Genomic DNA, 12547 nt, shown 5'->3' with positions numbered 1-12547 from the left:
CCTGGTCGGCTCAGCGCCCCTGGTCCCCCGCGGTGGCGGCGGGGGTCCGGGACCGTGCCGCCCGGGCCCGCACCGCACGGGTCGCGGCGACGGCGAGCAGCAGCACCGTCACGCCCAGCAGCACCGCGGAGACCGGCCGGGTGACGAAGATGCCGAAGCTGCCGTTGGACAGCAGCAGTGCCTGCCGGAACGAGCTCTCCAGCAGCGAGCCCAGCACGAAGGCCAGCACCAGCGGGCCGGGCTCGAACCCGGCCTGCTTGAGCAGGAAGCCCAGCACCCCGAAGGCCAGGACCGCCCACATGTCGAAGGTGCTGTTGCCGATGCTGTAGACCCCGATCAGGGTCAGCAGCACCGCGACCGAGGACAACACCCCGATCCGGACCCGCAGCAAGCGGATGAACACCCCGACCAGAGGCAGGTTCAGCGCCAGCAGCATCACGTTGCCGATGTACATCGACGCGATGACGCCCCAGAAGATCTCCGGGTTCTCGGTGGCGAGCAGCGGCCCCGGCGTCACGCCCTGCAGGAGCAGCGCCCCGAACAGCAGCGCCAGCACCGAGTTCGAGGGCAGCCCGAGGGTGAGCAGCGGAATGAAGGCCGAGGTCGACGAGGCGTTGTTGGCGGTCTCCGGTCCCGCGACGCCCTCGATCGCGCCCCGGCCGAACCGGTCGGGCTCGCGGGCGACCTTCTTCTCCACCGCGTAGGAGGCCAGCGAGCCCATCAGCCCGCCGCCGCCGGGCAGCGCCCCGACGAAGAAGCCGAGCACGGATCCGCGAGCGATCGGGGCGACCGAGCGGGCCGCGTCGCCCCGATCCGGGAGCAGCCGCCCGACCCGGGCCAGGGGTGCGGCGCCGTGCCGGTTCGCCACGTTGTGCAGGAGCTCGCCGACGCCGAACAGGCCCATCGCGACCGACACCAGGTCGAGGCCACCGAGCAGATCGAGGCTGCCGAAGCTGAAACGGGCCGCCCCGGTGATCGGGTCCTGACCGACGGTCGCGAGCAGCAGCCCGGCGGCCGCCATCACCAGCGCCCGGGTGAACGTGCCGGTCCCGAGGTAGGCGACCAGCAGGATGCCGAGCACGGCGAGCGCGGTGTACTCGGCCGGGCCGAAGCCGACGGCGAACTCGGCGAGCGGCCGGGCGAGCAGCGTGAGCCCGACGAGGGAGACGCTCGCGCCCACGAACGACCCGATCGCGGCGATGCTGAGTGCCGGACCGGCCCGGCCCTGGCGGGCCATCTCGTAGCCGTCGAACGTCGTGACCACCGACGCGGCCTCACCGGGCAGGCGCAGCAGCACCGAGGTGATCGTGCCGCCGTACATCGACCCGTAGTAGATCCCGGCGAGCAGGATGATCGCCGAGGTCGGCTCGACGGTGTACGTCAGCGGCAGCAGTAGCGCGATCGCCGCCGTCGGGCCGAGGCCGGGCAGCACCCCGACGACGGTGCCCAGCAGCACGCCGGCGAACACGTAGAGCAGGTTGGCCGGGGTCACGGCCACCGAGAAGCCGAAGACGATCGACTCGAGCACGCCCATCAGTTCCCCCTGCTCACAGCCCGAACGGCCCGATCGGCAGCGGCACCTGCAGCAGCACCGCGAACACCAGCCAGAACCCCGCCGTGCCGAGCACCGCGGTCGCGATCGCGGGTCGCCACCCGTCGCCGGCGACCACCCGGACCCAGAGCAGCAGGAACAGCGGTGTCGGCAGGAGCAGGCCGTAGGACCGGAACGCGAGGATGTAGACGGCGAGCGCGGCGATGCCGAGCAGTACCCGCAGGCTCATCCCGACGACGGGACCGTCCGCGGATCGGGCGTCGGTCAGCGTGCTCACCGCACCCGAGCCGGCCAGCAGGAGTCCCGCGACGAGCGGCCACAGGCCGGGCCCGGGCTCGGCCGCCGACCCGACGCCCATCCGCAGCGCGTGCACGACCGCCGCCACGCCGACGACGGTCGCGACCGCCGAGGTGAGGTAACGCCCGGGTCCGGACGTCCGCGCGGCCGGTCGAGCATCGCCGGACGCTTCCGGGACGGCCGTCGGCTCAGCCACCGGCGACCACCTCCCGCAGGCGCCGCCCGAACGCGTCCAGCCGGTCGGCCAGGGCGTCCGGGGCCGCGTGCACCGCGTACGGTGCGCCGACGGCATCGCGGTACCTCGGATCCGCGACGCAGCCGGGCAGCTCGGCACGGAGCCGATCGGCGATCCGCGGGTCGAGATCGCGCGGCCCGATCATCGCGTAGAAGGTGGTGGTGTCGATGAGGTCGGTGACCCCGTGCTCGGCGAGCGTCGGCACCTCCGGCAGGTAGGCGAGCCGCTGCTCGGACCCGGTGGCCAGCGGCCGCATCCGGCCGGACTCCAGCAGCGCGAGGGTGTCGCGGCCCGCGGCGTCCCACCGGGCGTCGAGGGTCCCTCCCAGCAGTGCCGCGTTGGCCTCGGACGTACCTTCGAACGGGACGGCGTTGAACACCGTCCCGCGAGCGGCCAGTTCCCGCACCGCCATGGAGAACGACGTCTGCGCTCCGCTGGTGCCGACACTGACCGTCTCCGGTGCCGCCCGGGCCGCCGCGAGGAGATCGTCGACGGTCCGGAACGGCGAGTCCGCGCGGACCAAGATCAGGCTCGGGATCGCCATCGGCTGGCCGAGGTAGGTGAAATCCTCGTGGGTGTAGCCGACCGACTCCTCCAGCGTGGGCGTCGTGACCAGTGTGGACTGGGTGCCGAGGCCGAGCAGGTAGCCGTTCGGGCCGGCGGTGGCGACGTCCACCATGGCCGGGGCACCGGCACCACCTGCCTGGTTCTCGACCACCCAGGACTCGCCGAACCGCTGCTCGAAGCACTCCATCAGCGCCCGTGCGCCCAGATCGGACGGACCGCCTGCCGAGTAGGGCAGCACGAACCGGATCTCGCGCTGCGGGAAGTTCTCGGCCCCGGACGTCGGGGCGGCGGCACATCCGCCGATGAGGACCACGGCCAGCACAGCCGCGACGGCCGACGCCGTGTCCCGGCGACCTCGCCGCCGGTTCGTCCGCGCGGGCATCCATACCCCCGTTTCACCGTGCACCGTTGCACGCGTGACTCAGCGTAAGCACGCACACCGACGATCGGTCAACCGGTCGTTCGATAGAACTTCGATGGTCGACATCCGCGCCGGCGCACCGGTGATCTCGGTCCCACGTGGGCGGTACCCCTCGCCGTGCGCCGGACGTCGTGTACTGTCGAAGGCGGTCACCGTAGTTCTGAGTCTCGTGTGTGACACACGCCTGCAGGATGATGATGCGGGCGGATTCGCTTCCTTTGGTTCAGCCGGAGCTGGCTGCCGTCTGGGTTCTCCACCGTGACCCGGGCCGCCACACGCCGTGGTTCGTCCCGTACCACCGCTCCAGCAGAGGAGACAGCACATGACCAGTGGCACCGTGAAGTGGTTCAACGCCGAAAAGGGCTTCGGCTTCATCGCCCCCGACGAGGGTGGCCCCGACGTGTTCGTCCACTACTCGGCGATCGAGTCGAGCGGCTTCCGCGAGCTGACCGAGAACCAGGCCGTCAGCTACGAGGTCACGCAGGGCCCCAAGGGCCTGCAGGCCTCGAGCGTGCGGGTCTGACCACACGCAACTGATCCACGACGGCTCCCCGGCTCCGGCCGGGGAGCCGTTTGTGCATCTGCCGGTCGGGTGCTCACGCCCCCGGACGCCGGGCGCCGTCCGCCACGATCACGTCGATCCCGGCGGCCTCGAGTGCCTCACGATGTGCGGCCGAGATGCCGTCGTCGGTGATGACGCCGGTCAGCGCGTCGAGGCCACAGACCCGGTAGGGCGCCACACTCTCGATCTTGCTGGAGTCGGCGAGCACGTATGAACGGGAACTGTTCCGCAACGCCACCCGCTTCAGCGGGACCTCGTCCATCTCGAAGTCGGTCAGGCCGCGCTCGACGGAGACCCCGCCGGATCCGAGCAGCGCCAGATCCGGCGAGACGTCCCGCATGAACTCGACGGCGTGACTCCCCGAGATCGCCAGGTCCCCACCGCGCACGACGCCACCCGGGACCACCGCCGTGATCATCGACCGGGCGGTCAGGATCTCGGCCACCCGCATCGACGGCGTCACCACCGTGATCGGCGCGGACGCCGACAGCGCCGCGGCGACCTGCATGGCCGTGGTGCCGATGTCCACGAACAGCGTGCGGACCTGCTCGGCGAGCTCCGCGGCCGCGCGGCCGATGGCCTGCTTCGAGTCGGCGGCCAGCACGCTCCGGGCCTCGAACGGCGGCTCGGCCGCGGGGGCCGCGTCGACCGGGATCGCGCCGCCGTAGACCCGGACCAGCTCACCGGCATGGTCCAGCTGCTCCAGATCCCGGCGGATCGTCTCGACGGAGACTCCCAGCGCCTGCGCCGCATCCTCGCTGCGCACCGTGCGCTCCTGACGCAGCAGCTCCAGGATCCGGGCACGTCGCGCCACCGGTAGCACTCTCGCCTCACCCCTGCCTGCCCGTTTTTGCCTGATGTACCTGCCGGGTGCGCACTCTACACGCCAAGATCGGGCAGCAGCTTGCTAAAATCGGGCATACTCTGCCACTATCGGGCGAATACGGGCATCATCGGGCATCCAACCAGGCGTCGTCGACGATGTTCCCGCGGAGTGCATCGTCATCGGTGACGACTACTACTCGAGAGGCACACATGGCGGAGAAGATCTCGATACTCGTCGCGTTCGCGGTGATCCTCGCCGTGGTTGCCGTCCGGTCGGCCAAACGGTTGAAGGGGTACGACGACTTCAATCTCAACGGCCGGCGAACCGGGCTGCCGACCCTGGTGGCCACGCTCGGGGCGGCGGAGTTCAACACCGCGACGCTGATCGGTGGAGCGTCCGTCGCGTACCTCTACGGGACGGTCGGGCTCTACTACACGTCGTTCATCTTCGTCATCGTGTTCGGCATCTACGCCCTCACGGTCGCGAAGCCGTTCCGTCGCCTCGAGCTCACCACGGTCGCCGAGTTCTTCGAGCGGCGTTTCACCGGCCGGCTCCGCGAGCCGCTCCGGGCCGTCGCGAGCGTGGTGACGCTGACCTTCGCCTGGATCGCGCCGCCGACCTACCTCGCCGGGCTGTCCGTCGTCGTCTCGGTCCTGCTCGGGATCGATCCGTTGCCCACGGTCATCGGGATCACCATCTTCTGCCTGATCCTCGCCCTGGTCGCGGGGTTCGTGACGGCGCTGGCCTTCGACGTCGTCGCCTTCACCATGATCGTGATCTTCATCCCGGCGATCTTCGTGCTCGGATACGTCAACGCCGGCGGCTTCGAGTCGCTGAGCACCGTCTTCGATCCGCGCTACCTCTCCTTCGAGCCGATCTGGGATATCGAGGACTACGGCTTCGCCGCGATCCTGACCTGGTGCTTCCAGAACGTCCTGCTGTTCATGGCGATGCCGTCCTGGGGCCAGCGCGTGTTCTCCGCCCGCAACGAGTCGGTCGCGAAGACCGGGATGCTCATCACCGCCGTCATGATCACCATCCTGTACGGGCTCGCCGCACTGGCCACGATGTTCAGCCGCGTCCTGATGCCCGATCTCGCCTCGCCCGAGGAGGCCCTGCCGCGCCTCATCCTCGACTACGCGCCGCCGCTGATGCAGGGCCTGATGCTCGTCACGCTGCTCCTGGTCGGCGTGAGCACGCTCGTCGCGGTCTGGAACTCGGCCGTCTCGGTCGTGGTCAACGACCTGCTCCGCCGGTACGCGTTCAAGGACCGGGACGGCGGCTTCTACGTGTGGCTGAGCCGCGGCGTCTTCGTCGTGCTGGGCATCTCCACGCTGGCCCTGGCGCTGACGATCGTGGGGAACATCCTGCTGGTGCTCACCTACGTCTCGGTCTTCACCGCGCTGCTCGCCTTCCCGATCCTGGCGGGCCTGTTCTGGCGCCGGTTCACCACCCTCGCAGCGCTGCTCAGCATCGTGTGCGGCGTCCTCTACGTCACGATCGCACTGATCATGGACTTCCCGTACCACCTCATCAGCCCGGTGGGTGTCGCCATCAGCGTCGTCGTCGGTGTGGTGACGACCTACGCGAAGCCCGGGCACGACGACCAGGATGCTGTCGACGCGTTCTACACCCAGGCGCACGGGAAGAAGCACGCACGGGTCCCCGGGCCGGACGACGCGGACGAGCTGCCCGCCGGCAGTCGCTGACACGCCCGGCGACGACGAGCGGAGGCATCGATGGACGAGCAACTGATCATGGCGTTCGACTGCGGTACGACCTCGTTGAAGGTGGTGCTCGCGGACGTCCGGGGCACCGTCCTCGCCGAGGCGGGTGCGGGATACGGGTTGTCGCATGCGGACAACGGCCGGGCCGAGCAGTCACCCGAAGCCATGTGGCAGGCCATCCGGCACGGGGCGCGGGCCGTTCTCGCCACGGGCCGGGCGGATCCGTCGAGCGTCACAGCACTTGTCTTCGCCGCCACGTGGAAGGGCGTCATCCCGCTCGACGAGACCGGCCGGCCCCTCACCGACGCGATGATCTGGATGGACTCACGGGCGACCGAGCAGGCTGCCCGGCTCAACGAGGCCACCGGGATGTTCATCGGGACGGGCCAGGAGTACTGGCCACGACTTCTGTGGTTGAAGGAGGAGCGCCCGGACGTCTGGGCGCGCGCCAAGCACGTCGTGGGGCTGAACACCTGGTTCAAGTGGCGCGCCACCGGTCACCTGGTCACCGACCCGTCGGACGACTTCGTCCGGTCACCGGTCCCGGCGACCGACGCGCACTACGCACGCATCCTCGACGCGGCCGGCCTGACCGGGGACATGGCCAAGTTCGCACCGAGCGAGCCGTCGACGGCTCCGGTCGGGCCCCTGACCCCCGAGGCCGCCGAGCAGCTGGGACTCACGGTGCGCACCCGGGTGTTCAACGGCTTCAGCGATCTTCCCGCGGTCACCGTCGGCTCGGGCAGCGGCGCGGTCGGCGACGTCCACATCTACCTCGGCAGCTCGTCGTGGTTCGCCCGCGTCTCGCGTTCGGACGACCCCACCGACGCGTCGGCGAGCTTCGCCATCGACGCGGACCGGCGGGGTGACGCCTACGGGCTGCAGTCGGCCTGCATCGCCTACGACTGGGCGGTCACCCAGCTCTACTCCGCGGAGAAGCGCGAGTTCGGGAGCGGCGTCAACACCCTGGTGAACGACGAGGTGGCACAGACCGCGCCGGGAGCGGACGGGCTGCTCGCCACGCACTGGCTCACCGGTGAGATCCCCCCGCTGGCCACGAAGAACGCCAAGGGGCTCTTCTTCAACCTGACGCCGCTGCACGACCGCAGGCACATGGTCCGGGCCGTGATGGAGAGCATCGCCTTCTCGCACCGCCTGGGCCTGGAACGTCACCGGGCCGACGGGGTGGGAGACCTCGCCCGGATCCGGCTCGTCGGCGGCGGCGCGACCAGCGACGTGTGGATGCAGATCTTCGCCGACGTCCTGCAGGTCCCGATCGAGGTCCCGCCCGCCCCGACCCTCGCCGGCGCGATGGGGGCCGCCTACAGCGCCGTGGTCGGGCTCGGCGAGATCGACGACTACGCGGCCATCGGCCGGGTCGTGCCGGTCGACCGGCTGTTCGAGCCCCGCCCGGAGTACGCAGCCGTCTACGACCGCCTCTACTCCGTCTACACCAAGCTCCACCCCGCTCTCGGCGACCTGTTCGCCGAACTCAACGGCGAGTACTGACCAGCACCCGGACCAGGATCCACAGAGGAAGAACTGATGCGCGCCCTCGTCACCGAGTTCCGCCAGGAGAGCAACTCCTTCACCCCCGTGACGTCCACGATGGAGTTCTGGATGCAGAACGGCGTGCTGCAGGGGGATGCCGTCCCCGCAGCGCTGCGCGGCAAGCCGTGCGCCGTCGCCGGAATGATCGACGCGCTGGAGGGGTCGCCGCTGCGGCCGGAGATCGTCTACGGCCCCGTGATGTGGTGTGGGAGCGGTGGGCCGGCCGAGCAGGAGGTGCTCGACTCCTATCTGGACGACCTGGAGAAGGAGATCCGGGCGAATCCGCCGGTCGATCTCGTCCTGCTCTCCCTGCACGGCGCTCTGCAGACCACCGAGGTCGACGACGCCGAGGGCCACATCGCCCGGCGCGTGCGGGACCTCGTCGGTGACGGGTGCGTGATCGCCTCCGCGACCGACCTCCACGGCTGGATCACCCGGGACCTGATCGAGACCATCAACATCCTCTGTGGCTACTGGACCTACCCGCACCTGGACTTCTACGAGACCGGCCACCGCGCGACGACCCTCGGCCTCGCGGCGGTGACCGACGACGTCAAACCGGTCATGGCCTGGACGCCGGTGCCGATGGTCGTCTCCGCGTCGGCGTACAACAGCAACGAGGGCGCCTTCCGGGAGCTCATGGAACACGGCGAGGGCCTGGTCGGGAACGGGACGCTGCTCGACTTCTCGATCTACCAGATGCAGCCCTGGCTCGACGTCCCGTCCGGCAACTCCGCCGCGGTCGCCATCGCGACCGACCCCGAGGTCGCACAGGCGCACGCGAAGGACCTCGCCACCCGGCTCTACGCCGCGCGCCACGAGTTCGCGACGGATCTGCACCCGATCGACGAGGTGATCGACAAGGCCGAGGCACCGGGCACCGCGCGCCCGGTGATCCTGGTCGACTCCGCGGACTCGTGCAACGCGGGCGCCCCGGGCGACAGCATGGCCGTCGCGGCCCGGATCCTCGAGCGCGGCAGCACCATCCGCGCCGCCGTCGTCGTGAACGACGCCCCGGCGGCCCGGCGCGCCCACGAGCTCGGCGTGGGCAGCACCGCCCGGTTCCGGATCGGCGGCACCCGCGACCCGCAGGCCGTGGCCGTCGAGGTCGACGCGTACGTCAAGTCCTTGCACGACGGCGTGTTCACCCAGGAAGGACCGGCCGGGCGCGGGCTCGTGAACCGCATCGGCCGGACCGCGGTGCTGTCGGTCGGCGGCCTCGAGATCCTCGTGTGCGAGTGGATGACCGGCAACGGCGACCCGCAGCTCTTCCGCGCCTTCGGCATCGAGCCGACGCTCTTCGATCTCGTCGGGGTCAAGGCGAACACGTCGTTCCGGGCCGGGTACACGGCGTTCGCCGGTGAGATCTGCGAGACCGACACTCCTGGCACGGCTGCCCCGGCGATCGAACGGCTCCCGTTCCGGCGGCTCCCGACGAGCCTCTTCCCCTGGACCGACGCCGACGACATCGACTTCCCCGTGACGTTCGGTCCCTCGGTGGCGAACCGGTGACCGTGTACGACATCACGATCGTCGGCGCCGGCGTGGTCGGTACCGCGATCGCCCGAGCGCTGAGCCGCTACGACCTGTCCGTCGCGCTCGTGGACGGCGCCCGCGACGTCGGCGAGGGCACCAGCAAGGCCAACACCGCGATCCTGCACACCGGGTTCGACGCGAAACCCGGCACCCTGGAGTCGCAGCTCGTCCGCCGCGGCTACGAGCTGCTCGGCGACTACGCCGACCGAACAGGCATTCCGGTCGAGCGGACCGGTGCGGTGCTCGTCGCCTGGACCGAGCAGGAGCTCGCCGACCTGCCCGGACTGCGGAGCAAGGCCGTCGACAACGGCTACGACCGGTGCGAGCTGCTCACCGCCGCGCAGGTGTACGAGATGGTTCCGTCGCTGGGCCCGGGTGCGCTCGGTGGCCTGTCGGTGCCCGACGAGTCGATCATCTGCCCGTGGACGCCGTCGGTGGCCTTCGCGACCGAAGCGGTCGCCAACGGGGTGACGCTGCTGCTCGGGCACGAGGTGACCGGCGTCGGCACCGGGGACGACGGCACGACCCGGCTGCACACCGGCCGCGGCGAGATCACCACCCGCTGGCTGGTCAACGCGGCCGGTCTCGGTGCGGACGTGCTCGATCGCGCTCTGGGGCACGACCGCTTCACCGTCACGCCCCGCAGGGGGCAGCTGCTCGTGTTCGACAAGCTCGCGCGCGGGCTGGTCGACACGATCGTCCTCCCGGTCCCGAGCAAGCTCGGCAAGGGCGTGCTCGTGAGCCCGACGGTCTACGGCAACGTCATGCTCGGACCGACCGCCGAGGACCTCGACGACAAGCGGGCCACCGGCACCACCGGCGACGGTTTCGAGTTCCTCCGCACCAAGGGAGAACGGCTGGTGCCCGCGTTGTTCGAGGAGGAGGTCACCACGGCCTACGCCGGTCTGCGTGCCTCCATCGACCACGGCGACTACCTGATCACCCTGGACCCGGACCGGCGCTACCTGCTGGTGGGCGGCATCCGGTCGACCGGGTTGACCGCATCGATGGGCATCGCCGAGTGGATCGAGGACATGCTGCACGAGTCGTCGGGCATCACCCTGGACAAGAAGGCCGACGTCGCCGCACCGCCCCGGATGCCGATGATCGGTGAGGCACAACCCCGCCCGTACCGGCGGGGCGACCTGATCTCCGCGGACCCCGCCTACGGCGAGATCGTCTGCTTCTGCGAGCGCGTCACGGCCGGGGAGATCCGGGACGCCCTGCACACCCCGGTCCCGGCCACCGACCGGGCGGGCCTGGCGAGGAGGACCCGCGCGACGAACGGGCGATGCCAGGGCTTCTACTGTGGAGCAGAGGTCGACGCCCGCCTCACGCAGAACACCGGGGCGGCATCGTGAGCGCCGGGACCGACGTCGACGTCGCCGTCATCGGGGCAGGCCCGGCCGGTCTGGCCGCGGCCAAAGAGCTGGCATCGCGGACGTCCGCCCGGGTGGCCGTCCTCGAGCGGGAACCGGACGCCGGTGGGATCCCGCGCCACTCCGACCACCTCGGCTACGGATTGCGCGACCGGCGGACGTTCACCAGCGGGCCCCGCTACGCGCGACGTCTCGTCAACGACGCCGTGGCCGCGGGGGCGGAGGTCCTGACCCGGACGATGGTCACGGACTGGGACGACGACGGTGCCGACGGCATCGGCATGAACGTCACCGGTCCCGCGGGCCGTCGTCGCGTGCGGGCACGCGCTGTCATCCTGGCCACGGGTGCGCGGGAGCGGCCGAGGCCGGCCCGGATGATCCCCGGGGACCGGCCGGCGGGCGTGCTCACGACCGGCGAGCTGCAGAACAAGGTCCATCTGCACCATCAGGAGATCGGTACCCGCGCCGTCGTGGTCGGCGCGGAACTCGTGTCCTGGTCGGCGGTGATGACCCTGCGGGAGGCGGGCTGCCGGACCGAGGCGCTGGTGACCCACCATCCGCGCCCGGAGTCGTACGGGATCGTCAACGTCGTCGGCCGGGTCGCGTTCCGCACGCGGGTGGCCGTCGGGAGCCGGGTCACCCGGGTCCTGGGGCGCGGGCGCGTGTCGGGCGTGGAGATCGAGGACCTCGGCACGGGCCGTCGCCGGGTCGTCGCCTGCGACACGGTTGTGTTCACCGGCGACTGGGTTCCCGATCACGAGCTGGCGCGGTCCGCGGGCATCACGCTGGACCGGGGCACGCGCGGCCCGCTCGTCGACGCGGCCGGGCGCACCGACCGGCCCGGCATCTTCGCCGCGGGCAACCTCGTCCACCCGGTGGACACCGCCGACGTCGCCGCACTCGCGGGCGTGCACGTCGCCGGCAGCGTGGCACGGCACCTCGCCGGGTCGCTCGGGCCGGAGGGACCGACGGTGCCCCTGGTCGCCGACGAGCCGATCCGATGGGTCTCCCCCGGTCTCCACCGGCCGGGGCTACCCGCACCGGCTCGGGCACGCATCGAGGCGTGGGTGCACGAGCTCGTCCGTGTTCCGCGGATCACGGTGACGCAGGACGGGCGCGTCCTCACCCGGCGCCGGCTGCCGTGGCCGGCCGCACCGGGACGCGTCTTCCGCATCCCGTGGGACGTGCTGGACGGGGTCGACCCGGCGGCCGGGCCGGTGCACCTGAGCCTGTGACCGGCCGCGGTGCTCACTCGGGCCAGGGCGAGTTGCGGATGACCTCGACGAAGTCGCCGCGCACGAACCCGGGCACGAAGTGCGCCAGCACGTCGGCCTTGACGTTGCCGAACGTCGTGTCCGGGCGATCCTTGATGCCGTGGGTGAAGGCCGCCAGGATCTCCCGCTTGAAGTCCGGGCGGGGGTGCTCGGCGGTCACCGCGGCCCGCTGTTCGTCGGTGATCACGTCGAAGCCCAGACCCAGCACATCGTGCTCCACACCGCGGGTCACCAGCGCGATCTCGGGTGCCATGTGCAGCGGGATCTCCGGTGTGGTGTGCAGCGCGATCCCCGTCCAGGCCAGCGCGGCGGACTCGTCGGCGACACCGTGCGAGACCAGGAACCGGCGGGCCTCGTCCGCACCGTCGATCTCGAAGCGCTGGTCGGTGCGCCGGTAGCGCTCGGTGAGTCCCAGGTCGTGGAACATCGCCCCGACGTAGAGCAGCTCCGGATCCGCGGTGAGCCCCTGCTCGCGCCCGTACAGCGTCCCGAACACGTACACCCGCCGGGAGTGGTGGAACACCACCGGGGTGGCCGCCTCGCGGACCAGCTCGGTCGCCTCACGGGCCAGGGCGCTGTCCGGGATGTCGACTCCCGCGATCTGCTCGGTCATGCCCGGA

General features: G+C 71.0%; 11 protein-coding genes. 6 read left to right on the top strand and 5 right to left on the bottom strand.

The features are described from left to right. Window positions 1–10 precede the first annotated feature (10 nt). The 3 genes from JOF36_RS13140 to JOF36_RS13130 are packed head-to-tail and all read right to left on the bottom strand — an operon-like array spanning window position 11 to window position 3033. A complete protein-coding gene (locus JOF36_RS13140; protein WP_245350815.1) occupies window positions 11–1534 on the bottom strand; it encodes a tripartite tricarboxylate transporter permease in 1524 nt (507 codons plus the stop codon). 13 nt (window positions 1535–1547) lie between these two features. After that, window positions 1548–2045, bottom strand: coding sequence for a tripartite tricarboxylate transporter TctB family protein (locus tag JOF36_RS40085; protein ID WP_210027051.1), 498 nt, complete (start codon window positions 2043–2045; stop codon window positions 1548–1550). Then, entirely contained in the window at window positions 2038–3033 is a 996-nt protein-coding gene (locus JOF36_RS13130; protein WP_210027050.1) for a tripartite tricarboxylate transporter substrate binding protein, read from the bottom strand. Before JOF36_RS13130 ends, JOF36_RS40085 begins: the two co-directional genes overlap by 8 nt. Window positions 3034–3394: 361 nt before the next feature. Between JOF36_RS13130 and JOF36_RS13125 the strand changes: the two genes are divergently transcribed. After that, window positions 3395–3595 (top strand): cold-shock protein, encoded by a 201-nt coding sequence (locus JOF36_RS13125; protein ID WP_210027049.1) that lies wholly within the window; start codon window positions 3395–3397, stop codon window positions 3593–3595. A 73-nt stretch (window positions 3596–3668) separates the two neighbouring features. Here the strand turns inward: JOF36_RS13125 and JOF36_RS13120 are convergent, their stop codons facing one another. Beyond that, entirely contained in the window at window positions 3669–4448 is a 780-nt protein-coding gene (locus JOF36_RS13120; protein ID WP_210027048.1) for a DeoR/GlpR family DNA-binding transcription regulator, read from the bottom strand. Window positions 4449–4669: 221 nt separating this feature from the next. On the opposite strand from JOF36_RS13120, the gene JOF36_RS13115 reads away from it, so the two are divergent. From JOF36_RS13115 to JOF36_RS13095, 5 genes are read left to right on the top strand one after another with little or no spacing between them, the layout of a single operon-like run. Then, entirely contained in the window at window positions 4670–6169 is a 1500-nt protein-coding gene (locus JOF36_RS13115) for a sodium:solute symporter family protein (RefSeq protein ID WP_210027047.1), read from the top strand. Window positions 6170–6199: 30 nt separating this feature from the next. Continuing rightward, a complete protein-coding gene (locus JOF36_RS13110) occupies window positions 6200–7696 on the top strand; it encodes a xylulokinase (protein ID WP_210027046.1) in 1497 nt (498 codons plus the stop codon). A gap of 36 nt (window positions 7697–7732) precedes the next feature. Next, window positions 7733–9250 carry a M81 family metallopeptidase gene (locus JOF36_RS13105; protein WP_210027045.1) on the top strand — a complete coding sequence of 506 codons (1518 nt, stop codon included), beginning with the start codon at window positions 7733–7735 and terminating at the stop codon, window positions 9248–9250. Beyond that, entirely contained in the window at window positions 9247–10635 is a 1389-nt protein-coding gene (locus tag JOF36_RS13100; RefSeq protein WP_210027044.1) for an NAD(P)/FAD-dependent oxidoreductase, read from the top strand. Before JOF36_RS13105 ends, JOF36_RS13100 begins: the two co-directional genes overlap by 4 nt. Next, window positions 10632–11888 carry an NAD(P)/FAD-dependent oxidoreductase gene (locus tag JOF36_RS13095; protein ID WP_210027043.1) on the top strand — a complete coding sequence of 419 codons (1257 nt, stop codon included), beginning with the start codon at window positions 10632–10634 and terminating at the stop codon, window positions 11886–11888. The genes JOF36_RS13100 and JOF36_RS13095 overlap by 4 nt, the downstream gene beginning before the upstream one ends. A 13-nt stretch (window positions 11889–11901) precedes the next feature. On the opposite strand, the gene JOF36_RS13090 is transcribed toward JOF36_RS13095, so the two are convergent. After that, window positions 11902–12540: an HD domain-containing protein gene (locus JOF36_RS13090; RefSeq protein ID WP_210027042.1), complete on the bottom strand. Its 639-nt coding sequence runs from the start codon at window positions 12538–12540 to the stop codon at window positions 11902–11904. Window positions 12541–12547 lie beyond the last annotated feature (7 nt).

The organism is Pseudonocardia parietis (assembly GCF_017876315.1).
Lineage (GTDB): Bacteria > Actinomycetota > Actinomycetes > Mycobacteriales > Pseudonocardiaceae > Pseudonocardia > Pseudonocardia parietis.
The sequence above is the reverse complement of the archived record's forward strand: the minus strand, read 5'-3'. Positions and strand labels throughout refer to the sequence as shown.